This is a genomic window from Albibacterium profundi (genome assembly GCF_042159835.1).
GTDB classification, from domain to species: Bacteria; Bacteroidota; Bacteroidia; order Sphingobacteriales; family Sphingobacteriaceae; genus Albibacterium; species Albibacterium profundi.
In genome coordinates, this window is record NZ_JBBVGT010000001.1 from 294,046 (window position 1) to 319,002 (window position 24,957).

General features: G+C 41.7%; 18 protein-coding genes and 1 riboswitch. Of the genes, 2 read left to right on the plus strand and 16 right to left on the minus strand.

All coding sequences use genetic code 11. The features are described from left to right. Positions 1–82: 82 nt before the first annotated feature. The 3 genes from WKR92_RS01325 to WKR92_RS01335 all read right to left on the minus strand — a co-directional run bounded on the left by WKR92_RS01325 (position 83) and on the right by WKR92_RS01335 (position 7,029). Positions 83–2,974 (minus strand): triple tyrosine motif-containing protein, encoded by a 2,892-nt coding sequence (locus WKR92_RS01325; RefSeq protein ID WP_375556041.1) that lies wholly within the window; start codon positions 2,972–2,974, stop codon positions 83–85. 369 nt (positions 2,975–3,343) lie between these two features. After that, the gene (locus tag WKR92_RS01330) at positions 3,344–4,369 is read right to left on the minus strand and encodes a DUF4097 family beta strand repeat-containing protein (RefSeq protein WP_375556042.1); all 1,026 of its coding nucleotides are present in this window, start codon (positions 4,367–4,369) and stop codon (positions 3,344–3,346) included. 197 nt (positions 4,370–4,566) lie between these two features. Further along, positions 4,567–7,029 (minus strand): DUF5686 and carboxypeptidase regulatory-like domain-containing protein, encoded by a 2,463-nt coding sequence (locus tag WKR92_RS01335; RefSeq protein ID WP_375556043.1) that lies wholly within the window; start codon positions 7,027–7,029, stop codon positions 4,567–4,569. 158 nt (positions 7,030–7,187) lie between these two features. Here WKR92_RS01335 and WKR92_RS01340 point away from each other — a divergent pair, with 158 nt between their 5' ends. Together WKR92_RS01340 and WKR92_RS01345 are read left to right on the plus strand one after the other, a co-directional pair. Beyond that, a complete protein-coding gene (locus WKR92_RS01340) occupies positions 7,188–7,526 on the plus strand; it encodes a hypothetical protein (protein ID WP_375556044.1) in 339 nt (112 codons plus the stop codon). Positions 7,527–7,627: 101 nt separating this feature from the next. Next, positions 7,628–8,149 carry a hypothetical protein gene (locus WKR92_RS01345; protein WP_375556045.1) on the plus strand — a complete coding sequence of 174 codons (522 nt, stop codon included), beginning with the start codon at positions 7,628–7,630 and terminating at the stop codon, positions 8,147–8,149. 533 nt (positions 8,150–8,682) lie between these two features. On the opposite strand, the gene WKR92_RS01350 is transcribed toward WKR92_RS01345, so the two are convergent. From WKR92_RS01350 to WKR92_RS14610, 13 genes are all read right to left on the minus strand, one after another. Next, complete coding sequence (locus WKR92_RS01350) at positions 8,683–9,156, minus strand: DUF6428 family protein (RefSeq protein ID WP_375556046.1); 474 nt, start codon at positions 9,154–9,156, stop codon at positions 8,683–8,685. A gap of 12 nt (positions 9,157–9,168) precedes the next feature. Beyond that, a complete protein-coding gene (locus tag WKR92_RS01355; RefSeq protein WP_375556047.1) occupies positions 9,169–9,498 on the minus strand; it encodes an ArsR/SmtB family transcription factor in 330 nt (109 codons plus the stop codon). Positions 9,499–9,823: 325 nt separating this feature from the next. After that, the gene (locus WKR92_RS01360; RefSeq protein ID WP_375556048.1) at positions 9,824–12,232 is read right to left on the minus strand and encodes an ABC transporter permease; all 2,409 of its coding nucleotides are present in this window, start codon (positions 12,230–12,232) and stop codon (positions 9,824–9,826) included. Positions 12,233–12,244: 12 nt separating this feature from the next. Next, positions 12,245–14,671 (minus strand): ABC transporter permease, encoded by a 2,427-nt coding sequence (locus WKR92_RS01365; protein ID WP_375556049.1) that lies wholly within the window; start codon positions 14,669–14,671, stop codon positions 12,245–12,247. Positions 14,672–14,676: 5 nt separating this feature from the next. Further along, entirely contained in the window at positions 14,677–17,082 is a 2,406-nt protein-coding gene (locus WKR92_RS01370; RefSeq protein ID WP_375556050.1) for an ABC transporter permease, read from the minus strand. A gap of 13 nt (positions 17,083–17,095) precedes the next feature. Next, positions 17,096–19,474 (minus strand): ABC transporter permease, encoded by a 2,379-nt coding sequence (locus WKR92_RS01375; protein WP_375556051.1) that lies wholly within the window; start codon positions 19,472–19,474, stop codon positions 17,096–17,098. Positions 19,475–19,584: 110 nt separating this feature from the next. After that, entirely contained in the window at positions 19,585–20,259 is a 675-nt protein-coding gene (locus tag WKR92_RS01380) for an ABC transporter ATP-binding protein (RefSeq protein ID WP_375556052.1), read from the minus strand. 18 nt (positions 20,260–20,277) lie between these two features. Continuing rightward, entirely contained in the window at positions 20,278–21,528 is a 1,251-nt protein-coding gene (locus WKR92_RS01385; protein WP_375556053.1) for an efflux RND transporter periplasmic adaptor subunit, read from the minus strand. A 265-nt stretch (positions 21,529–21,793) separates the two neighbouring features. Continuing rightward, complete coding sequence (locus WKR92_RS01390) at positions 21,794–22,048, minus strand: Trm112 family protein (RefSeq protein WP_375556054.1); 255 nt, start codon at positions 22,046–22,048, stop codon at positions 21,794–21,796. Position 22,049: 1 nt separating this feature from the next. Further along, complete coding sequence (locus tag WKR92_RS01395; RefSeq protein WP_375556055.1) at positions 22,050–22,700, minus strand: thiamine phosphate synthase; 651 nt, start codon at positions 22,698–22,700, stop codon at positions 22,050–22,052. Further along, positions 22,700–23,758, minus strand: coding sequence for an AIR synthase family protein (locus WKR92_RS01400; RefSeq protein ID WP_375556056.1), 1,059 nt, complete (start codon positions 23,756–23,758; stop codon positions 22,700–22,702). Before WKR92_RS01400 ends, WKR92_RS01395 begins: the two co-directional genes overlap by 1 nt. Then, positions 23,755–24,477: a class I SAM-dependent methyltransferase gene (locus tag WKR92_RS01405; RefSeq protein WP_375556057.1), complete on the minus strand. Its 723-nt coding sequence runs from the start codon at positions 24,475–24,477 to the stop codon at positions 23,755–23,757. The genes WKR92_RS01400 and WKR92_RS01405 overlap by 4 nt, the downstream gene beginning before the upstream one ends. Before the next feature lie 70 nt (positions 24,478–24,547). Further along, positions 24,548–24,646: riboswitch (TPP riboswitch) on the minus strand. A gap of 17 nt (positions 24,647–24,663) precedes the next feature. Then, positions 24,664–24,804, minus strand: a complete 141-nt coding sequence (locus tag WKR92_RS14610) for a DUF3858 domain-containing protein (protein WP_511261552.1) — start codon at positions 24,802–24,804, stop codon at positions 24,664–24,666. Positions 24,805–24,957: the final 153 nt, after the last annotated feature.

Genomic DNA, 24,957 nt, shown 5'->3' on the forward strand with positions numbered 1-24,957 from the left:
TTAAAGGCAACATGACCCCTACATTACCACTACGTTAAGTTTATATTAAACTATATATCAGTGAATTAAAAAACGAGAAACTCTATTCTCCTACAAATTGCATAAGATAGGTGTGTAGGTTAGTTTCTGAGTCGATTCCCAGTTTCTTTCGAAGGCGATAGCGGCCTACTTCCACACCTTTGAGGGTAATATTCATCAGCTGGGCAATTTCCTTAGACGATAAGTTCATCCTAAGGTAGGCACAGAGCTTCAACTCATTCGAGGTAAGGTCTGGATGCTTTTCCTTGAGCTTAGCGAAGAAGCCTTCGTTTGCATTATTGAAATGAATGCTAAAGTTTTCCCAATCGTCATCCATGCGCTCGGCCGATTTAATCAGTCGCATCAGCTGTCTAGCTCCGGTGGTTTCCACACCGTCGTGCTGTTTCTTGGTGATTTCGCTGATCTTATCTTTGATCTTTGACAACACCTCACCGCGTTGCACCAAGTGCATCGTCATGTTTACCAGTTCACGGTTCTTAAAATCCAGATCTGCTTTCAACTTCTCATTTCGCAGACGTACCACCTCTTTCTCCCGTTGATCCAGTTCCAGCTGGTGCAGGTACAACTCTTTCCCGTGCTTTTCAGTCAATTTCCGTTTTTGCCTTTTGATATAATAATACAGAATCGTCAGGAAGATCAGCGCATAAATGATATAGCTGATGGTATTGGCATACCATGCCGGCAGAACATAAAACGAATAAGACAGCACCCCAGATTCACTGCCTTTGCTATTGCGTGATTTGACGTGGAAGGTATAGGTTCCAGGCGAAAGATTGGTATATTCCTTATCACTCCGATCACTCCAAGTCGACCAATTTTTATCCATTCCCTCCATCATGTAGCTGAACTCCACATTTCCGAGCTGGTCGTAAGGCGTACTGGCAAAGATAAATTGCAATGTACTCCGCCGATAGCCCAACTTCGGATTCTCGTCCGGAAATGCACCATAACCACCAAAAAGAACCAATTCGTTCATCTCATTGTCGAGCGCCTTCACACTTCTCAATAAGATATTAGGCTTGGCAGTCCGCTCCTTATAACGATTGTAATTCAGTAGAATTCCGCCCTTATCGGCCCCGACAAAAATATGATCATTATCGACCATGTAAACCGACTCATAGCCGCCCAGTACCTTATTGTTCAGTTCAGGAAAATACACAATGCTATAGGGCACCTTTCCGACTGGTCTGCTGAAATCCAACAAACCCAATTTCTTTTTACTCACAAACCAAATATTACCCGATTTGTCTTCATACATATACTGCACAGGAATGCCCTGCAAAGGCCTGTAGAGATCGGACGCCACAAATTGGTCTTGCGTGATATCATACTCATAAATACCATCGGCCGCTGACACAAGAATGCTGTTTTTGATATAGAAAACAAAATTATTGAGAGGCGAACTTAAGCCTTCATCGACACCATACTCCTTCTGCTTGAGTACTTTTTTCCAATCGGGCGACAGGAACAGTTTAAATACACCGCGATAAGGATGTGATACCCAGACCGCATTTTCCCGCTCATCAAAATGGATAAAGCGCAATGACTCATTCGATCCCACCACCTGCTGCGGATCTTGAAATCGTCCATCCTTAAAACTAATATGCTGAAGCCCCCAATAGGTTCCCGCGATGATTGTCTGCGACGGATATACACGAGATACCGGCTTGAACAACCAAGTCCCCGGGATGGAATAAATATTCTCTGCGCCATATCCACTGATATGAAAGGCACCGTCTTCATGCCCCATTAGCAACTCACCGTTCACCACATCCAGTCCCCACACCTGACCATCCGTCCCAGACACCTTTCTGAAACGTGATGGCGCCATACCAATGTCACCCTGACTAGCCGTCGGCAGTTCACTGGCATACAATCCATTCGATGTACCTACATAAAGTTTCTGTTCGATTATTTGCATAGCGTAGGTACTGATCGGATTATCCACATCGGGATGAATGTATTTGATTGCACTATTGATCGCAATGAAATCAATTCCATCATCAAGCGCCAGCCAGACATTATCGTCACGATCCACAAAAACATCACGAACATTGTTCTTCTGCAATCCCTCGCCATATACATATTTCTGTCTCACCGCTCCACTTCTATCCATAACCAGTAAACCAGAAGAAGTAGTCCCCAATGCAAAAAGCTCGTCCGAAATCCTTGCCGCACAAAACACCCTGCTCGTCGATAGCAGGTCGTCCACTTCGGTCTGCTTTCTAATCAACTGCTCTCCCACCAAGTAAAAAAGTCCGCTTTTCAAGGTTGTAACCAATACCGTATCCCCGCGGTAAGGAAGCATGTGCGTAATCGGTGAACTTTCCAAGGCTTCATGATTTGTTAGCGGCTTCCAAAAACCTGCATCATATCGCATTAAACCCTGCCCCAGTCCTTGCGCATAAAGTTCTCCATTCACTTCCCCCATATATTGCCAAGTGTTTTTCGGCTTGTCGACTGAAAACTGTTGTCCGTGATAGCGAAAAATACGGTTATTCGTCATAAAGAAAACCCCGTCATCCATAATCTCAATACGCCATACATCTGCAAATTCCTGCTCTGACTCTACAATTAGTGACACCAAAGAGTGATAAACCAATTCCCCTACCTCATTCGCTTCAAAATAACCCAACTCGTCCTGTCCGCCCACAAAAATCCGATTCGAGCTGTCGACAGCCACCGAACGCACGATCGTATTATTCGGCAGCGGGTATGAAAGCCAATGATAGCCATCAAACACCATCAGCCCCTCATTATTCCCAAAATACATCAATCCGCTAGCGTCCTGATCCACACTCCAGTTCTGCAAACCACCCTTATACAATTCATTGGAATAATTGATAATCTGAGGCACGGCAATCGTACGCTGTGCATGGACTGCCAAACAGGAAAAACAAAGGAAGGAAATAAGAAAAAGTAAATATCGGTTCATTTAGTAGTATTGGCTCGTGTATCTACTCATCGTAAATAGCAAATTCAAAGATAAATAAAATTACCATCCTCACCGTAACAGAACAATATTTAACCTTAACGAAAATCAATGATCAATATATTCTATTTACTTTAACTGTCATTCTAGATTTACTCGATATGAACAGTCATCAACCAGTGGTCAAGCAGTGATCAAACAGTCCTCAACCAGTGGTAAAAGATCTGCTTGACCACTGTTTAACTACTGGTTGTCTATAGTTAATTCAAGGTTTATATACAACTAGGTTAAAACCATTTAAGAATAATGGACTATGGAAACAAAAAAAGGAGCGTAACGCTCCTTTTTTACACATAAAACATAAAACACTCACTAATTGAATCGCAGGTTCACCGATCCGGCGCTGGTGGATGCAGAAATTTGGTGCCCACCACCATTGATAGTTCCGGTCAGTTTCCCCTTGCTATTAGTACCATTGAAATTATTAAGATTATCTGTGCTTACACGCATTCCTTTTAGGTTCAGATCGGCCGCCGAGTTCCTTGGGATTGTCAAGTTCACAGACCCTGCTGATGTCGTCAAATTTACCGCTCCAAGAAGCTCGTTGAAACTAGCGGTAGCGCTGCCTCCCGATGTTCCTGCGTCTAATATACACGAAAGGTTATCGAAGTTAATGCTTCCACCCGATGTCTTCGCATATAAGTTACCGCTTATGTGATCACCTTTGATGCTTCCACCACTGGTTTGTGCCTCAATGTCTCCCGATAGGTTTTCCAGACGGATCGATCCGCCAGACGTAGACAACTGAATATCTCCATCCAGGTTCTTCGCTTTTATGCTGCCGCCGCTTGTCTTACCATTGATCTGTCCGTCAACATTGCTAACAGTTAGACTACCTCCACTGGTTTTAAAATTCTGCCTTCCATTCAGATTAGCGATTCTGATACTGCCGCCGCTCGTATTCAAGTCGGTCGTAACATTCGTACCTGTAAGCACGCGAAATGATATACTGATGCCGTTACGCCAGTTGGTTTTATTTTTCCTTTTCGCGTAAGCTTCAATAGTGCCCCCGTTTTGCACAATCGAGATTTCATAATCACGATCCAGGATTTCTTGGATCTCGGACTTTGAGAGGTTACGATTATTATTTGGTCGCACATGCATTTCTACCGTCGTTTTACTACCTGCACTGCCGTCAACCTGGATGGAGCCGCCCGAAGTATTTACGACCAGAGCCTTAATCTCTGAGGTAGAAAACTCCTTCGTAGTCATCAAGATCGCATCATTCCCGCCCGTAAATGAAATCGAATTATTCGTGCTAAATGCGCAGCCGACTGAGCCGACCAGCAGAAAGATCGCCATCACGGTTCCGGCTATTTGTTTCGATATTGTTTTCATCAGTTTGTTGCATTTAAAATTGATTAATGATTTGAGTGTTAGTTTTTTTAATTGTTACACTGGTTCCAATATTTATTCTTGATGAAGAACAAACAAACGTACCAAAAACATAAATCGCTTATAAACAGTTATCTACAAATAAACGAAGGTAAACAAGTGTTCGATAGCGAACAAACGAGCGTTCATTAGCGAACATATTAAAACAACTTAATCCCCACGCGGATCGCGCTCTTCCCGTCGAGCACGTGTTGATCGCTCAAAGAACGACTGTACATCACCCGCAAAGCCTTCCATTGCAGGCCTAGGTGAACCTCACCGTAATGGTTGAGCTCGGAAGTGTGCAGATAATGCAGCCCGATAATCTCATCTAATTTAAGCTTCCGCAATAGCGGCACCTTGCTGGTCAGCATCCCAGAAAGGTTGTATTCTGTATGCGCTTGAAGAAAACTATTTTTTGTCCTGTGTTGGTAATAGTCGAGGTTCAGAAAAGAAGTCAGCTGCTGATCTACCAGTAAAATTTCGTTGCCATTGAAATGCTTAAAATCAGGATAAAACAATTGGTTATTATTCAAAAATGTTCCAGCTTCAATTGTAAAAGCCAGCTTGCCGGACATTCCCAGCGGTATGTTGCTCTTGTACACACTGGCGGAAACCAAATCATAATCGACATCCGACCCCAAGACCTCTTTGATTCCCTTTGTGTACTTCACCGTCAGCCGTGGATATTTTGAAGAAAGATATCTCCGGCCCGACGGATAGGTTTCATAACGATTAGAAAAATCATACGAGAGTGACATGTGAGCTTTAAAAGCCCGGTGATCATCAAAAACAGGAACATCCGTTTCGGGAGTAAAAGGATTATTTGAGGTAAGCTTATCGCGGTTCCGATCCCACAATGTAAAATCCGTAGCATTCGGCAACCAATGCCTACTCTCCCAATCGACCCCGCTGCTTACACGAATGTTGCCTGGAAAAGTATAGCTCCATGCTATAGCAGCAAACTGCTTTTCGTAGAGCTTCTTATAGTTTTCACCCAAAGCCAGTGTCGTAACGGTATTAAACAAAAATGGAAGCGATTGCAGAGGATTCAAGTCGACCACATCCGAGCCTCCCGACAGGGTAAAATCATGCTTTTTGACCGGAATCCGAGCCGTCGCATTCGCATTCAGTCGCTCATTAGCAAAACCATAGCGGACACGTGCCGACAGATTAAGATAGCGGTTCAACGTTGTGTCAACTTCCTTTGAATAGCTCAAGCCGTAATTGATGGCCAGACCTTCCACCGTGTTATAGAGCAGTGAAGTTATGGGCGATGAAAAATGAAAATACTCTTTCTTATAGCGGTTACTATGACTATACCCTCCAGTCAAGAAGCCAAGTGGCTTGAACTTATTCGATTCACGATCAACAGAGTCTAGGTATTCTTTAGATTCATTTCTCCGGCGAATGCTGTCTTTGAAAACATAATCTCTACTCTCCTCTTCCGTAAGCGGTATCGGACGATTGTCGACCCAATAATCACTATTCTTCTTATTGATATCCTCTTCGATACGCAGCGCCTCCCGAAAGAGCTTCGGATCAACATCACCCAGCAGTTCATAATCCTGGTAAATCGCTGAAAAGTAACCCCCAACATTAAATCCCAAAATACCCACTTTAAAGTCCAGTTGCGTATTAGCCGGCATCCATACTTCATCGTCTAGCGGTGTAAACAACTGTTTGATGTTCAGTGAATCTACGATGTTAATGCTCGACTCATTGTCCAATAGCAGGTTAACGCTATAGATTCGCCATTCATCTTCGACGATATAGATATCTCCTTTGTACAGAGGTTCAGCTTTCCTTTTGGGAATCACCTTAATTTTATTGATGACCAGGCCAGCTTCTTCGCTCGAACCGAGGTATTTATATTCGTAATACGAGAAGGCATTATCGGCAATTGGCGATACAAAAGGCCTACTGCTAAGACCTTCGAAAATTGGCTGATGATTTTCGTAGAAGTTCAATTGCAGATCTGACGCCCGGTTAAAGCTAAAAGCACGATTACTCCCCGACACCTTCGAGCTGATCATCTCCTCCTTGAAATGCGATGGCGGATCGACCGTAATTTCAGATTCCGACTCCGAGAGGTAGATGATCCCTCTGCGGTTAGAATCAAGCCCCATTTCTCTGCCCACCTTGTCCAAATCGACACCGAAAAACTTTTTTGGCGCCTTCAACATTCGCTGCAGCCCCTTGATATACACCTGTGCGGTGTAGGGACCCGACTGGTTTAGATGGGTTTTCCTTTTCTTAATCGCTTTCCTGATCATTTCATAAGCAGGATCTTCACCATTGCCAATCACGACCTCCTCAAGAACATAGTTTTCCTTGTTTAGTCGGATTCGGATCGAGTCGGTGCTTGGTACCTCTATGTTTATAGTTGTAGGACTGTAACCGACTGCCGACGCTACCAACTGATGTTTTCCGACTGGCAAAGTCAGCCTAAAAACACCCTCGCCGTTGGCCGAAGCCCCAACATTACTCTCGGTCTGGTAAATACTTGCAAAAGGAATGGGTTCGCCGGTATGGTCTGTAATCAACCCTACGGTGGATTGAGGTTGGGCATAGGCAAAGGTTACGGATAGGTTAATAAACACGAACAGGAGAAATGGTTTCATAAGGTTTAATGGAATTTACAAGATCAAATATCTTGAACATTATTCGTTCATAATAGCACATTTCTGTTAAAGTGTGTTAATTATTACGTAGCAATTGCCAACAAAATGCCGTTCTGTTTGTAGTGATTATTGGTTATTTTGATGAAAAGCTAAAAGTTATGAAGCAAAGAAATTGGTTAAGTGCATTGATGGTTGTTATGATTGCATTATTATCTGGCTGCGGCTCTGGTGGAGACACCATCAAAGGAATATATACTTACGGAGACCAAACGAATATGCTGGAAGATTGCACTACGGGCGACATGTACGTGATTTCGGATCAGGAGCTTGAAGAGAAATACATCTCATTTAATTTCGAGGATCCATACGTTCCGATCTATGTTGAATTAGAAGGCGTCATTCGCGACCCCAAAGAAGATGAACCACATGAAATGTCTTATATTGAGGTAAAAGAAGTGATAACGGTGAGTGAGGATACGAGTCTTTGTGGCGGGTAAGGGGTCGAGTCGGCACTTCCGTTCAAACTAAAGCTTAACATCTTTTAACACCTAAATAATGAAATAATTATCAAATTCGTAACATCAATATACCTAATTTGATGTTGCGCGATAAACGACTACTTCTCTGTATTTTATTCGGCCTGGTTCATTCCTTGTGTTTTGCGCAAAACGTTGATGACGAGGTCACCTTAAATCTTTCTGACACAACGGTAACGCTAAAGTCCGTTACCATAACTGCAGAGCGAATTTCTCCTTTAGAACGATATCAAGCAAATAAAGAGGCGTATAAAAGCATTTTCTGGAAGGGCGACAGAGAAGATATGATCCAAGTGGCGCCGCTGGGGGTAGCGGTCAATATCAACAAGTTATTTAGTGCTCTCAGCAACGAAGGAAAAGATGCACGGCGATTGCAGAAGATGTTGGAAAGCGAATACGAAATGGAGGAGGTAGATTCCTTCTTCAATAAACCGTTAGTAAAAGAAGTAACCGGTCTTGACGGAAACGAACTAAACGATTTTATGCTGAAATATCGTCCTGATTATGACTGGATCAAATCTGCATCACATTACGACCTTATACTCTATATCAAAGAAAAATTCAAGGAATTATCCGATTTATAATCTCTCGAAAAAGACAGCAGCTTTCAGAACTAATTCACGACAAACTTTCTCATCGATTCAGATAATATTATTACTTTTAATGACTCTTATCGACAATAAATGTCTGTCTTCCTCCAATACTTCTGATGCGGGCTCTTTTCCTGCTTCGTAGAGCAAATTGACAAACCGGTTCATCCTGTCTGGAGTCGGTTTTTCGCTTCCAGATATTTCCGGTTATATATTTTACTACTGTCCATCAGGTCAACGTAGTTACCGCTTATCGCTGGTTCTGAATCAAGCCGTTTCCTCGTCAGCCATTCATACAGAAATCCAATTTTTCGAGAGATTATTACAGTAATTATTCTTTATTCTCTCAATCGTTTCTTAGAGAAGAAGTAAAAAGTGTTTGATTGCAGTAGAATGATTTATGAGTATCAAAATTGAAGTAATTATGTTTTCACACCGACTACCTCTTGAATACCGCGCAGCATTTTACTCTAGAGAGAAATAGGCAATTTGTTAAAAACCCATTAATATCCCGTTTAAATATCTAACTAACAACACCCAGATCCCGGAGTACAGGTATTTCCGATTGACACCAGTTGAATTTTCGGCTTTTCAGTTGATTCTACTGGAGGTATACCACAAGCGTCCTCTGCCAGACAAGCTGTTTGTTTATTTTTAAGGATGAAGTGTTTTCCGTTAAAATCTAAGTCGTACTTGCCGATCGTTTCTGCTTGATACTCTACTTCTATTTCAGCATCCTCAATACCTAGCTTGTTTTCTGACAACTCGATGATATTAAGAAGCTTACCTGGTTTTAAGCGATGTTCAAGGTCATTAGCATTCCAAAGTTGGAAATTAACAACTTTTTCATTGCGCGTAACACCACCGCAGTCGATAAACTTTTTAGTGATCAGCCCAACCTCTGTAACGTGAAAGTGCTCAGGAACAATAGCTCCGTTTTCTAATTGGAATTCAACATTCTCTAATGTTGGTAAGATTCTTTTGATTTCTGATAGTTTCATAATAGAAATATTTTAGCAGCAGGAATTGACTTTAACATCTTGCTCGAAGAATAGATTTGATTCGTTTTTTATTTGATTCCACACCTGTTCGTCAATACAATAACATACTGACTTCCCTTCTATCGTCCCTTGAATAACTCCAATTGATTTCAGCTCTTTAAGGTGCTGAGAGATTGTTGCTTGAGCTAGACCCAGTTCATCGACAAGGTCATTACAAATACACGTATTCTGATCAATAATATACTGGAGAATCGCTATTCTAGCAGGGTGCCCTAGGACTTTAAAAAGCGAGGCTAGTTTATTTTGATCTTCTGTAAAGATCTCAGTCTTGGTGATTCCCATATTGCATGTTTTAATATCGCAATATTGCGATATTAAAATTTATTCTGAAAGATTTTTTTAATTTTAATCTTTTTTCTTTTAGAGACGGTATTTGTATATCAAACCCAAGCTTCTCGGTGACAAATTGGGGATAACATCTCGAACAACACCGACTAAGTATTTCAAACTAACTTCATTTTTTACCCACATCAAAATCAGCATAGCAGCAGCCATACCAATTGCCAATCCAATGATATTAATGAAGGTAAAGTGCTTACTCCTCTTTAGATTCCTCCAAGCTATTTTAAAAAATTCTTAATCATGACATCACATTAATCTGTATAAATTATTCATCTCGTAGACTATCCACCGGATTTGCTATCGCTGCTTTAATCGCTTGTGAACTAACTGTTATTAAAGCTATTAGTATTGCGCCCAGACCAGCTAAAGCAAACATCCACCATTGTATTTCAATACGGTATGCAAAGTCTTCCAGCCATTTGTTCATCGCCCACCAGGCTATTGGGGATGCGATGAGAATGGCAAGAAATACTGGTTTGATAAAATCTTTCGATAACATCGTCGCAATACCTGACACCGACGCTCCTAACACTTTTCGAACTCCTATTTCTCTGAATCGTAAGCTGACTGCGTGAACTACCAAACCGAAGACACCTAATGCCGCTAATAACATCGTTAGAAGACTAAACGCAGTAAATAAAGTCCGGAGCTTTTCTTCTGCTTTGTATTGCGACTCCAGAGTTTCTTTCACCATCGACATATCGAGAAATTTCTCAGGGTACATTTCACGCCATGTTGAAGCGACTGATTTCATCACCTGATGTTCGGTGCCTGGTTTGACCCTGATCAATAAGGCACCGTAGGGAGGATTTTTGTATGCTACGATAACGGTTGGCATCAGGGTCTTATGCAAAGATTCACTATTGAAATCTTCTACAATGCCAACTGGCAATATCTTCGCCTCTTCAAAAGGTTGATTTAACGAGTTGATCTGAAGGGCATCAAAGGTACCTCGAGTCATAATAGCTGGCCTCGTTGCATTAACTTCAGCTTCTAAGTCAGTTGCCTCCAGTGCGTCTGATGAGATCGCTGAACTCAAGAAGCGTCCGTCAGTTAATTGCAATCCCAGAGTTTCTGCCAAATTAGGATCACCGGCTATATACCAAAGTTCTTGTTTCTCGCCCGGGTTGAGAGGATTGTCGATCGTTTTAACCATATAACCTGCACCGTCGGATGGTAGCCAGCTGCTGATGCTTAATGAAATTACGCTAGGATCTCTTTTGATCTCCGTTTTCAGCGCATCGAGATTATTTTCAAAGGAAACATGGTTAATGCTGATTAAGCCGTCAGCATTAAAACCAACATCTTTATTTTTCATGAAATTAACCTGTTGCTGTACGATCAGCATGGCTACGACAATTACGATGGATATAGAAAACTGTGCGACAACCAAGCTTTTTCTTAACCAATTATGATTCCGATTGGTTGTCTGTAAAAGCTTGTTTAATGTGCCGCTCCCTTTGAATCCGGAAATAAGCCATGCAGGATACAGTCCTGTCAACAAACAGATAAACAAAATACTCAGCCCGCCGCCAGCGATATATTGCCATCCTGCATTCAATGTTACTGCTAGAGGGTGGCCAATGAACGCTTCCAATGGAGAAATTGATAATTGATAAAGCACGAAAGCTATACAAGTAGCGATACCGAAGGTCAGTAAGGATTCTATTAGAAATTGCGTAATAATGTACGCACGTGAGGCGCCTAACACTTTGCGCACACCTGTTTCTTTACGGCGACTGAGCGCCCGAGCCGTACTGAGATTTACGTAGTTTATGCAGGCTATCAGCAGTAAGAGTATCGCAACGCCTGAGAAGATATAAATATGCTGAATATTGCCTTTTATAATCTGATATGCAGGAAAATCACTTTTAAGATAAACGTCCTGAATTGGTTGAAATTCAAACTGAGTGACATGTTTTCTTGATGTATTATTTTTGTACCAGGTGTTTACTTTTTCTGCAAAAGCACGGTAATCGGTTCCCTCGCGAAGCAATAAATAATGCCGAACGTAGCGCCCCCAATCGTCTTTGTTTAATTCTTGTATACTTCTGTTCTGAATTAGTACCAGATCAGCCCGCAAATGCGTGTTTGCAGGCATATCATCCATCACTCCGGCTATTAAATATTCATTAGCTGCCGCTTCATATCTAGGTACATCATAAAGTATCTTTCCAACGGGATCGGTGTTCGGAAAATAATTTTCTTTGAAGCTTTTGGAAATAATGATCTTGCTGGTTTCTGACGACGGTGCTAGATCTCCTTGTTGTAAAAGGTTAATATCTAATAAGTTTTGGACTGACGTATCAGTATACAGCATAACCGAATTAAAAGGTTCGCTATCTTGCTTATTAATTTTGAGTTGGATGGGCGATATGTACAGTTCGCTATAGTCTATAACTTCAGGAAAGTTGCGCTGGAGTTCAGGGGCTAAGCCAACATATGCTGCACCGCTCTTATGCGAACCATCTGCTTGGTCAGGGTGTACTGAAACGATTCGATATAGATTATCAGCATGCTTCCAGTGACTGTCATAAGAAATTTCGTCTAAGACCACCGTGGTTACAAGCATACATGCACAAATACCAACGGTAAGCCCAAGTACATTGATAAAGGTGCTTACTTTGTTTTTCAACAAAGTCCGCCAAGCTGTTTTAAAATAATTCCAAATCATAATCGGTTTCTTTTATTCGTCTCGTAAACTGTCGACAGGATTAGCAACTGCTGCTTTAATGGCTTGTGAACTGACGGTAATAAGAGCAATAGTTATAGCTAATATACCTGCTATAGCAAACATCCACCATTGTATTTCAATACGGTATGCAAAGTCTTCCAGCCATTTGTTCATCGCCCACCAGGCTATTGGGGATGCAATAAGGATAGCGATCAAGACGAGTTTAACGAAGTCGGTAGAGAGTAATCGAACGATTCCAGAAATAGACGCTCCGAGTACTTTGCGAACTCCAATCTCCTTGGTTCGTTGGAAGGCAGTTAACGTAGCTAAACCAAAAAGCCCTAGGCAACTAATAATGATGCAGACTGTAGTTGCTAAGGTAATCAGCTTGGCAGTTTTCTGTTCAGTCTCATAAAGATTCTCAATAGTTTCATCATAGAACTTGAATTCGAAAGGGCTATTCGGGTAAATCGTTTTCCACTCCTTCTCAATCGATTTAATCGTTTCGTTCCACTGAGCCGGATGAGAAGAAGATAATTTGATATTAAAGGAATTCAATTGATCTGTAGATGTCACAATAACGAGAGGCTCGATCTTCGATTTAAAATTATGTTGATGGAAGTCTGCGACTACCCCTACAATCGGATATGCCTTTTGCTCGGCGTCATAAAGCAGCTGGCCAATAGCCTGTTGGGGGTTTTCGAAACCAAATGCTTTTACTAATGCCTCATTGACAATGTATTCATTTGTAGAATCAGCAGGAACTGCATGTCGACCAGCAATTAAGTTAAACTTATAAAAGTCCAAATAATCTTCATCGCCATATTTAAAATTAACGGAAACCTGTGTTTTGGCAGTATCTTTTTCGAAGAAAAGCACATTACCCCACACGCTATTATTCAGGGGCAAGTGACCCAAGCTAATCGCCGATATTTCGGGATACTTTTCGAGTTTTTGTTTAAATAGATGTGGATCGACATTCCTATCAAGCGACTTGTAGGGAATATTGGCAGTAATTACAGCTTCATAATTGAAGCCCATGTCTTTTTGCAAGGTATATTGTAACTGCTGTCCAATTATCAGTGCGCCTATGATGAACACTTGAGCAATAACAAACTGAAAGATAATCAGAGCTTTCCGAAAGCTTAATCGAGCACCACGTATCTTATCACCCTGCCCTTTGAGGACATTCACAGTTCGGACCTTCGTGATTAGCCAAGCTGGATATAACGCCGAAAAGAAGGTAATTAATGATAGTAGACCAACAGCGAAGAATATCATAGCCGAATAGTTATCAAACTTGGTCAGTCCTTCTGGAATAAACTCATCGAATGTTTTGCTAAATAGAAAGGATAGCGGTACTGCGAGTAAAAAAGCAAAGAGAACAATCGCAAAGGTTTCAACCATAAAGTGGGTTGTGAGCGCTCGAGGGCTACTTCCCAATGTTTTCCGAACACCAATCTCCTTTGAACGTTGAGGCAGTTGTGCGGTAGTAAGGTTAATGTAATTGATTCCAGCAAGGGTTAGTAAGAAGAATGCTATGCCAATTAAACCATAGAGTACATTTTTGTTCGCCGTACGTTCTCCACCGGAATATTCGGCAGCAAAATGTTTTTGTTGCAAAGAAAGGGCTTCAAACCATCCTTCATATTTAAATTTTTCTCGAAACTCACGTGTTAGTTCTTCGTTCTTTTTATTAATAAAATCTAAGACGGCTTTTGTTCCATGATTCTCTTTCACCTTGACAAACAGGGTGTTTCTCGAATTCATTCCCATCCATACGGTAGAAGCTAGGTCGTCTTTGGAAACGGGGTAAAACTCCTTTGCTGTAAAGCTACTAGGATAATCGAGATCTTTTACGACTCCCGATATGTGACGAACAACCGTATCATTCATTGAATAATAGGTCAGCGATTGATGAACGATTGATTCAATAGGAAGGTTTGGAAAGTATTGACGTGCCCTACTCTCCGTTAGAACCACATGATCAGGCGCATCTAATGCCGATGCAGGATTCCCAAGCAACCATTGGTAGGGAACCATTTCAAAGTAGCTAGGGAGCGTAGCAATTATGTGCTCGGGCTCTTCTATAGTTTGGTTGCTGCCCTTCGACCCTAGCAACTCAACCTTAAGCATATATTGGCTATAAACTGGTGCGACCGACTCGAGTCCCTCGATATTGACATCAAGTGAAGGCAATATTCCAAGCGGAACACCACCAAAACCACCTTCTTCTCCTTCAAAGATAGATCGGTTTACAATCTGATAAATCCTCTCCCCTTCGGGATGTTTCTTATCAAAACTAAATTCATAATCGACTATACGAAAGATTGTCCAACAGGCGCATATGCCAATGCTTAAGCCCAAAATGTTCAGTGCGGTGAACAATCGGTTTCTCCAGAGATAACGGAGTGTTATTTTAATATAATTTAGTATCATAATTTTTATTCATCTCGTAAACTATCGACCGGATTTGTTAAAGCGGTTTTAATGGTTTGGAAGCTAACCGTAAGTATCGCTACAGCAATGGCCATTAGAGCAACGAGTCCAAACCACCACCATGGAACATCAGTTCGATAAACAAAATCCTCTAACCAAGAACTCGAAAACCACCACGCAAGTGGGATCGCCATGACGGTGGCGATGATAACCAGTTTAACAAAGCTGACCGATATGAGCTTCATGATTGAGGTCATGGATGCACCTAATACCTTACGGATGCCAATCTCTTTGACCCGTTGTTTGATAACCAGACTTGAGAGGGCGAAAAGGCCTAAACAAGACACCAACACCGTTGCTATTGAAAATAGGGTCAGGATACGAGAAGTCTGTTCTTCCGATTTATACAAAGCATCGAATTCTTCGTCTAGAAAATGATAATCGAATAGCTTGTTAGGATTATGGGTTTTCCATAAAGCTTCAACCTGTCCGATAGTTGAAGACACCTTCCCGGTGGGATTCAATTTGATAAACATTTTACCGAACCAATTGTACTCGAGAAAGATAACAATAGGTCCAATTTCATTGTGAAATGAAGCGAAATTGAAATCGTCTGTGACAGCTTTAATCTTACCACGTCTGCCATTCAGATTCACCCATTTACCTATAGCTTCTTGTGGCGTCCATTCCAATGCTTTTAACGCAGTTTCATTGATTGCAAAAGTATATTCGGCTTCCTGATTGTCGTCGGCCGATTGCGAACGGTCTACGTCACCCTGATTAAAAGGCTCACCCGCGACTAGGTTGATATCAAAAACGGAAAGGAAGTCTTTTTCTACAGGAACGGCGGTTACGCTGAGAGTAAAATCGCCTGCTTCCTCGTCAACCGACAAGCTGTATCCGCCTTTGACGTCGACCGGTGAATGGTAGGATGCGGTCACTCCCGCTATTGCAGATTGACTGTTTAACTCGTTTTTAAAGGACAGCAACTTGGAGCTTGACATATCGGATGCGTCTAACACGAGTACTTGAGAACGGTTGACACCGGTATCTTTATTTTGAATAAAACTCATTTGTCGATGAACGACAACCGTGCCGAGCACAAATAATAGAGAAATACAAAATTGGAAAACAATCAAGCCTTTCCGAAGCAAAACAGCCTTCGAAGTTTGATGGATTTTCCCCTTTAGACTATCGGTTGGCTTTAGTGCCGATAAGACGAGTGCCGGTCCCCCACCTGCAATCAGCGAGATAACAACAAAGAGAAGCAACATGATGATCAGGAACCATCCACCCGACCAAGATGCCAAGCTTAGCTGTATCCCTGTATAATTATTAAAGATGGGTATGAGTGCAATAGCCACCACGAGACCCAATATGAGTGCGACCGCAGCAGTGATAAAAGATTCAAAAACAAACTGAAAGAACAGATGCTTACGAAGTGCGCCCATTACTTTTTTTACTCCGATTTCATGCGATCGCTCTGCCGAACGAGCCATCACGAGATTGGTGAAGTTAATACAAGCTATTAGTAACAGAGCAATGGCCATGGCTCCTAATACATAGAGATACAAGGATTTGATACCCGGCATAACATCGGAATGTAATCGTACATCGGTCAGTTTCTGAATAGGAAATTTCACTTCATAGCCGGCTGCTATTTCCTCTGCATATTTCTCATGAAGAAGTTGACCAATCTTTTGTTGGAGATCATCAAACTGATCGGGTGAGTGAAGTAGTAGATAGGATATATCGTTAGCAGCTCCCCAATTCTCCTGCTTCGATCTGGGTAAAGTTGAATAGGATCCGAGAAGGTTGAATTGCAGTTGTGAATAAGGAGGAATATCTTCTATAACGCCGGTTACCTGCCATGGTTCATCGTCAATAATGAGGCTTTTGCCTAATGCTGACTCATCACCAAAATATTGTTTTGCAGAGGATTCAGTAAGAACTAATGAGTATGGGTCCTTGAGTGCTTCCTCTGGGTTACCGCTTATGAATTCAAAACTGAAGATTGAGAAGAAGGGTTCGTCAGTTAAAACAAAACTACTTTCATTAAGGATCTTGTCTTGATACTTAACACTGATCGTCTGACCGTCACCTGTACGCTGGTAAATACGCGCGCCGTCTTCTACCTCAGGGAAGGTCTGCTTAAACGAAGGAACAACTGCTACAGGCGTTGCCGCTGATTTAATGAACTCGGCATCGTTTGGATTCTTGTACTCAAATGATACGTAGGCAATTCGGTCAGCATTTTTATGGAAACGATCGTAACGTAACTCATTGATGATATAGGTACTTAGTAAAAAGAAGCAGCAAACACCAAGAGCCAGTCCCCCGATATTAATCATGGAGGATAGCTTGTTCTTTAATAAATTTCGCCAGGTTATTTTAAAAAGATTCTTTATCATAATTCTTGTATTATTATTCGTCTCGTAAACTATCAACCGGATTAGCAATGGCTGCTTTGATGGCTTGGGAGCTGACGGTAATGAGTGCGATAAGCAAAGTAACAATACTGGTAATAGCAAACACACTCCACTCAATAGAGATCCGATAAGTAAAGTCTTGTAGCCAATAATTCATGGCCCAATAGGCGATCGGTGAAGCTATTAAAATAGCGATGATAACCAACTTTAAAAAGCCTACGGAAAGAAGGCCGGTAATTTGAAGAACAGAAGCGCCTACTACTTTTCGGACCCCTATTTCCTTTGTTCTGACTTTTGCGGTATAAGTAGCTAGACCGAACAGGCCTAAGCAAGCCACAAAGACGGCTAGGATACAAAAGATATTAAAAAGCTTGGCAGTCCGCTGTTCAGATGTATACAAGGCATTATAGCCTTCATCCATAAAGGTGTATTTAAAAGGGAAGCCGCTATTATATTGATTCCATAAGGCTGTAGCGGTTTCAATTACCTTTTTAGCATCTTTCCCTTTCGTTTTCACATAAACAATGGATGCAGAAGGATTATAGCTGATAACAAGGGGTTCTATGGCCAACTTCATGGACTGCATATTGAAGTCCTTGATGACGCCAATAATAGTACCTTCTACTTCGTGCAATGCGAAGCGTTTTCCGATTGGGTTCTTTAGGCCTATCAAACGTATCGCTGTTTCATTTAAGATGTAATGCGTGGAATCGGCTTTCGAACCTGTGAAATTTGAACCTGTTGCCATTTCCATCTGCATCATGGGAATGAAATTTTCGTCGATCGACATCTCTTTAACAACGAACCCGTGATTATCAGGGTCCCTACCCTCCCAGTCGGTGTCGCCCGTTGTGCCATTAACGTTGTAAAGCTGGCGACTTGCCACGGTTACCCCTTCGACCTCGGATAGTTTATTCAATTCAGACTTAACCGTATTCATGTGTTCCTGCATCTCCCCCTGCACGTTAAATGTAAAAGTCTGGGAGCGATCATAACCGGGATCTTTGGTATGAAGAAAATCTAGCTGTTGACTGATAATAACAGTACCAATGATTAAAGCGACAGAGAAGACAAACTGAACGGTCACCAAAATATGGCGAAAGATATTGTTACCTAAGCCAAAACTAAGCTTTCCTTTTATAGCCTCCAGCGGCTTGAAAGATGAAAGTAAGATGGCGGGATAGACCGATGACGCCAAGGTTGTAAATAAAGCCACGGAAAGGACAATCTTCCAAACAGATAGGTCTGACAGATTAAAGTGTAGCTCTTTTCCAATAATCGAATTAAAAGTAGGGAGAAGCAGGAATATCAGACCGAACGATATAATGATAGCTAAGATGATAAAAAGGAGAGATTCAAAGATAAATTGAAAAAACAATTGATTCTTCTGCGCTCCGATAATCTTACGCATGCTGACCTCCTTCGCGCGAGCGATGGCTCTAGCGGTTGATAAGTTAACGTAATTGATACTTGCGATCAATAGAATCAGCACGGCAATAATGATAAATATACGAACAGTCTGTATGCCTGACGCTGACCCGTCCGCATGATATAGGTTCATTTGATCGATTTGCTGCAACTCATAAGCGCGCTCAACGTTGTTAGCATTCGCATTACGATCATTTTGTGCATTGATAACGGACAATTGATCTCTGACTTCTACGTATGAAGTGTTCGGGTTTAGTTGAAGATAGGTTCTATAGTTAAAATTCCCCCAGTCTGTGTCTATTGACTCCCAATAACTACTAGGATACCAACTATGTGCTATAATCGATATCGGAAATAGCATCGCAAAGTCGACACTATTATTAGCAGACAGATCCTTAACGACACCAGAAACGGTGTACTTATCTTGGAAATCACCCTGAATGGTTTTGCCGAGAGCAGACTCATCACCGAAATATTTTCTCGCAACGCTCTCTGTTAGGATGATAGACTGGTCATCAATAAAAGGTTGTTTGGCAGTACCCTCTAGAAAGTCGGCATGGAACATATCAAAGAATTCAGGATCAACAAATGCCATGCGATCCGCTTCGAATACATCATCTTTATACGAGAACACCGAATAATGCCAGCTTGCTCCAACTCGAACCGCACGCTTTACTCCGGGCACTTCTTTTTTGGCGTAGGCAGCTACAGGACCGGGAGTGGATGGCCATACCTGTACCTCCCCGTTCATTTCGATATTACTGTTAACTTTGTATATATTCTGTTCGGCGCCATCAAAATGATTATAGCTCATTTCGCTTTGTATCCACAACAGGATGAGTAGACCGACCGTCAAACCGACTGCGAGTCCAATAATATTGATAGAGGAATAGAACACATTATTCCGAATGTTTCTCCAAGCAGTTTTTATATAGTTCTTTATCATAATTCTTGCATTATTATTCGTCTCGTAAACTATCAACTGGATTGGCAACGGCTGCTTTGATGGCTTGGGAGCTGACGGGGGCTAAAGCGATGATTCATAGCGGTTTTCTTTTATCCTACGACTTCCATTACGACCTGCCCATCAAGCATCCGGATAATCCGATCACTGAAACGGGCATCGTGCTCACTGTGAGTCACCATGACGATGGTAGTTCCTTGTTCATTCAATTCGGTAAGGAGTTGCATGACTTCATTACCATTGTTCGAGTCTAGATTACCAGTAGGTTCATCGGCTAAGATTAGTTTAGGGTTGTTTACAACAGCTCTTGCAACAGCAACACGTTGCTGTTGCCCCCCCGATAGCTGCTGCGGAAAGTGATTACGACGGTGCATAATCTGAACTTTTTCGAGAACCTCTTCTACTCGTTTCTTACGCTCTGCGGCGGGAACTTTCGTATAGATAAGTGGTAATTCGACATTTTCAAAAACGGTTAGTTCGTCGATTAAATTAAAGCTTTGGAAAACGAAACCGATATTATGTTTTCGAAGATCTGAGCGTTTCCGTTCGTTAAATTTAGCGACCTCGATATCATTAAAGAGATAGCTGCCTCCATCCATATCATCCAGTAGGCCGATAATATTTAGCAGGGTTGACTTACCACAACCGGAAGGTCCCATAACGGCTACAAACTCGCCTTTTTTCACTTGCATTGACAGGTCGTTCAAGGCAATAGTTTCTACCTCTTCGGTGCGGTAGAATTTTTTAAGATCAGTTATTTTTATCATATCTGGTTCGATTATCCTCTATTTTATCATTAATTCTTGTACTTTTTCATAGGTTTCATAGCTGGAAGTGATTACCTGATCGCCGGGCTCCAATCCTTGGATAACTTCATAGTAATCAGGATTCTGTCTTCCTAATTGGATATCGACACGGTATGCCGATTTCCCGTCTTTATCAAGTTTGAAGATCCAGTTACCTCCGGTCTGTTGATAGAATCCACCTTTAGGTATCAAGAGAGCTTTGGTTTCATCACTTAATGCTAAACGGATTTGTAGCGTTTGACCGCGGCGGATACCTTCCGGCACGTCGTCTATAAATTCCATATCTACTTGAAAACGACCATTAGTAACCTGCGTATATACTTTTTTGATGCGTAACTTGTAGGATTTTCCGGCAAGTGTAAACTCTCCTTCAAGATCGGAGTAGATTCTGGTAATATAATGCTCATCGATATCGGCGCGGACTTTAAAACCACTGAGAACATCAATTTGTCCTAAACGCTCTCCGGGATTCTTACTCTGGCCTATTTCAGCGTCAAAGGATGTTAGTTGTCCATCCACCGGTGCTCTGACGATCAGGTCGCCTACCTTCCGGCGCATCAATTCTAAGGCTGCACGGGTACGATCATAGGTTTGCTGACTTTGCTTTAACGACTGCTGGGTAGATACTGAATCTTGTTTAAGAATCTGCTGTGTTAATTTCTTGCGTTCTTTTTGATAATTATATTCGTTGAGTGTCTTTTGAAATTCTTGTTTTGAAATGACTCTCCGATCGTATAATTTTTTATTCATGTCATAGACACGTTTGGCTTCGCGATAAGCATTTTCAACGTCGGCCATTTGATTTAGGTGCATAACGGTATTCTGCTGTGCATTGGTTTTCGCAATTTCCATTTGCGTTAGTAGGTTGAGTACCTGCGTTTCTTGGTTGACCAGACTGAGCTCCTGATCAGTATTGGACAACCGCATAATAGGATCATCTTTTTTGAGGATGGCTCCGTCTTCAACGAACTTCTCTTCTACCCGACCGCCAACGGATGCATCGAGATAAATGGTGCTGATAGGAAGCACGGTACCATTAACCGGTATAAATTCACGAAAGGAACCGTTCTTTACCTCAGCTATGCTGATACGTTCTCGATCTACGTTCAACCTAGAATTCCCACTGGTAAAGTAATAGCTGGCACCAATCAATAAGATGATAGCCGCGATCCCTGCAACGGTAGTTATCCGTTTATTATTCCATTTCTTTTTAGGTAATGCTCTGTCCATACAAGCTATGTGTATTCAAGCTTATGCCATAAATACATTAGGCTAAATATCAGCATTTTATAAAAAATACTACCTATACAAGTGTTCGTTTCCGAACAGCTAATGTTCGAAAACGAATTATTTGTTAAATATTAAAAAAGATTGTAGCGATTAGCGCTGACTGGTCGTTACGATAATAAACAATTGTAACATCAAAATTTGATTATCATGGCGGAAGAAATTATAAGCGATGCAATGGACAGATTCATGGCTGGGGAGATTTCAGTCAATGAACTTTTGGAGGCTTTAAGTATTGCTCAGCTGATTGTTGTGTAAGAGCAGCCTTTTCTAATTGTGGCTCACGGTACTCGTCTGGATTCATTATCGGAATCCCATTGATAATTGGGTAATAGCGATTGCATTCGTCGCATGTAAGTACTCCTTCATGGATGTTATCGTCTAGATCCTGCGCTATAATCTTTATCTTCAGATCTGCCTTGTCAAATGGGCAGCATAGTTTGTCAATTGTTGTTCGTTTCATCTTAATTCTGTTTTAGTTGTTTTAAATATTCTGATACTGCTTCTTCCGGTTTATCGGAACCCATAATACCTGATATTAGAGCAATTCCTTGATAGTCGAGCTCCTTGAAATTTCCCATATTATCTGGCCGTATTCCTCCTGCTAAAAAAATAGGAAGTTCAGATTTGGACCTGGCTCTACGAACAGAATCTAAGGATACGAGCTCGCAGCTGGTACTGGTTGCCGAAGGGAACATGGAACAGAAGGAAATATAATCCATGCCGTTTTTTGTTGCCCAATCAATAACATCCATATCGTTGCCACAAGTCATACCATAGAGATAAGCTTCTTTGGTATTAGATGTCTTTTTCAACTCCTTTTTGATTTCATCAAAGTTCTCGGGCAGCTCATCAAAGTGCACACCATCAAAAGGGTAACGTTTGAGCAAAGTCCAGTCATTGTTCATTAAAACCGGAATATCATATTTTATACACATGTCGAGTATCCGGTTTATGGTTGTGTCTTTATCGACACCTTCATTCCAATGATCCCATATCTGAACGACTGAAATAGGCAACTTCAACACCCTTTCTAATCGGTTGAATAAAAGCGATGACGACATGGAGGGGTCAATCACCAAATAAATTCCGTTTCTAATTTTCTTCGCTTCCATTACTTCCATCCTTTCTTCATTGCTTCAAAAAATGACGCCCAATAGGGGTCGGTTTCAAAATAGGGCATCTCGTTGGTCTCGTCCTCTTCTTGAAGTCGGATACCCTGATCAGCCTCAAGCAACTCACCTACCACCGTACACTCAATTTGAGCTTGTGCAAGTCGTTCGATTACTTGTTTTTCGCTTCCTTTTTCAACGGCTATAATCATAGATCCGGCGCCGATTACATATCGGGGATCGATGGAAAAAAGCTTGCATATTTCCGCCTGTACATGATTGACGGGCAATAAATCGTTATAAACATGTGCCCCACAACCAGAGGCTACAGCCAGTTCATAGATAGCTCCTAAAACGCCGCCTTCCGTAACATCATGCATTGCGATAACATCAGTATGTCTTTCGTCATTACCCACAGCGGTTAGTGCATCGTTTACAGCCGACGTACGATAGAAGAGTTCACATCCGCGATCGTGAATTTCTTTACCTAATGTATTTTTTACGGTTTCTGGAAAACTCTTTGCTAAAATAGCCGACGATGAGATTGCACATTGTTTGGTAACAAGAATCGAATTACCGGGTTTCGCATTCTGCGATGTCAGGATATCTTTCTTCTCGCCAATAGTAATAAGTGTTCCGCCTCCGGCAATCGTAGAGTTCTGTCCTTCGATAAATCCCGTATGTCCGCCCGTGATGGCAACACTCAGGTCTTTACAGAAATGATCGATATAATTCCAATACGTTTTAAAGTCGGCACTAGAAAAGCCGGCAGGCAGGTTCAATACAAATTGTGCATACATCGGCAGGTTGCCCGTCGTAGCGATATCATTCGCCATCAGGTATACCGAAAGCCAAGCAGACTCTTCCAATCCTAATGATGGAATAAGAGACAAGGGGTCACTGGCAGTCGCCATCGCTAAGTTATTCGGTAAATCAACAACAGCTACGTCGACTCCAAAGGCGGGTCCATTAACCACTTCTGGTCGCACGAAACCACAACGTTGCAGGATGGTTTCTTCAAAGAAGCCTTTTTGTATTTTCCCGAGTTCTTTCTTCATCATGGAACATCGTTGAATTTAACGTACAGTCCGAAGAAGTCTCCGTAAGGGATACTCCACTGCTGTACAGGAAACCATTTCGGTAAACCGGTGCAGGTCCACTCAATTGAATATTCACGACCTTGCAATGCTTCGTCAATAATGGCGATTAGTTTCTGTGGGGTGTAAAACGTAGCAGTAACATAAAAAGGATTCTTACCAATAGCCTGCTGAATTCTTCGGCGAAACACTTTAGGAGAATTACGATTCATCATCCCCATAGCAATACCGTATTTGGCTACTCGGGCTGCCTCGCGTATTACCTTGACAGGATCTTTATAATATTCGAATGTGGTAATGAAGGCGAGCGAATCAAAGGTCTGATCTTTAAAGGGCATGTGATGCGAGTCGGCCATAACGAGATCTCCTTCGAATAAATGGATAGCCTGCGACAGCATTAAGGGCGATATGTCACCACCGGTTGCATCGATACCGATCTCCTTCCACCACCGGGTAAAACGAGTCGTTCCACATCCGAACTCCAACAGTGTTTTAATGCGTTTATCTTTGGAGACCAGCTGTTCCATGACTTTTTTCTGCCATATTTCTGCACGCTTATAGCGGCCTTCATACCACTGTTCGTAGGTATCAGTATGTTCACGATTGAAGAACCATTCGGGTCGATCCTGCCAATTTTGTTGTTTTTTGGGAATGAGGACTTGCTCTGATTTTTGAATTTCCATTTTAATATTCGTTAAAAAAATAAAAAAGCCCCGATTCTTTCAATGCCAAAAGAATGGAGCCATAAAATGGAATTCTTACGAGCTGCAATCCCTACGTTGGCATTATCCAAATCAGGTGTCGGGTATTATCTCAGCCTAATGATTACATTAAGCACCCCGTGCAATAGTTCTGCAAGATACGAATTATTATAGGACTTCCGAGCTTCGCTTTTTTAAGACTAAACGATCTTTATCAGCGTCGGCAACTTTTCGAAAAAAATTAACGAGTTCATTGTATTGCTCGCTATCGTAAACACCTTGGTTGAGTTCAATTTTTCGTAAATACAATACCTAAAATCCGCAGGTAGTTAATTAGGATGTTTAAAGATTAAATATAGCAACCATTTTGCTTTTATTTTTGTCCCTTTTGGGTCGTTACTGACCGGGTGCCGGGAAGTAGTCAGTGTGAATTGCTGGGCCAAACTGGTACAGAGGAGGTTT

Coding starts and splice junctions, on each gene's coding strand:
- WKR92_RS01385 (WP_375556053.1), bottom strand. CDS start 21,528: ATGGACAGAGCATTACCTAAAAAGAAATGGAATAATAAACGGATAACT.
- WKR92_RS01395 (WP_375556055.1), bottom strand. CDS start 22,700: ATGGAAGCGAAGAAAATTAGAAACGGAATTTATTTGGTGATTGACCCC.
- WKR92_RS01350 (WP_375556046.1), bottom strand. CDS start 9,156: ATGAAACTATCAGAAATCAAAAGAATCTTACCAACATTAGAGAATGTT.
- WKR92_RS01325 (WP_375556041.1), bottom strand. CDS start 2,974: ATGAACCGATATTTACTTTTTCTTATTTCCTTCCTTTGTTTTTCCTGT.
- WKR92_RS01360 (WP_375556048.1), bottom strand. CDS start 12,232: ATGATTTGGAATTATTTTAAAACAGCTTGGCGGACTTTGTTGAAAAAC.
- WKR92_RS01345 (WP_375556045.1), top strand. CDS start 7,628: ATGTTGCGCGATAAACGACTACTTCTCTGTATTTTATTCGGCCTGGTT.
- WKR92_RS01375 (WP_375556051.1), bottom strand. CDS start 19,474: ATGATAAAGAACTATATAAAAACTGCTTGGAGAAACATTCGGAATAAT.
- WKR92_RS01400 (WP_375556056.1), bottom strand. CDS start 23,758: ATGATGAAGAAAGAACTCGGGAAAATACAAAAAGGCTTCTTTGAAGAA.
- WKR92_RS01335 (WP_375556043.1), bottom strand. CDS start 7,029: ATGAAACCATTTCTCCTGTTCGTGTTTATTAACCTATCCGTAACCTTT.
- WKR92_RS01405 (WP_375556057.1), bottom strand. CDS start 24,477: ATGGAAATTCAAAAATCAGAGCAAGTCCTCATTCCCAAAAAACAACAA.
- WKR92_RS01330 (WP_375556042.1), bottom strand. CDS start 4,369: ATGAAAACAATATCGAAACAAATAGCCGGAACCGTGATGGCGATCTTT.
- WKR92_RS01340 (WP_375556044.1), top strand. CDS start 7,188: ATGAAGCAAAGAAATTGGTTAAGTGCATTGATGGTTGTTATGATTGCA.
- WKR92_RS01370 (WP_375556050.1), bottom strand. CDS start 17,082: ATGATAAAGAATCTTTTTAAAATAACCTGGCGAAATTTATTAAAGAAC.
- WKR92_RS01355 (WP_375556047.1), bottom strand. CDS start 9,498: ATGGGAATCACCAAGACTGAGATCTTTACAGAAGATCAAAATAAACTA.
- WKR92_RS01390 (WP_375556054.1), bottom strand. CDS start 22,048: ATGAAACGAACAACAATTGACAAACTATGCTGCCCATTTGACAAGGCA.
- WKR92_RS01380 (WP_375556052.1), bottom strand. CDS start 20,259: ATGATAAAAATAACTGATCTTAAAAAATTCTACCGCACCGAAGAGGTA.
- WKR92_RS01365 (WP_375556049.1), bottom strand. CDS start 14,671: ATGATACTAAATTATATTAAAATAACACTCCGTTATCTCTGGAGAAAC.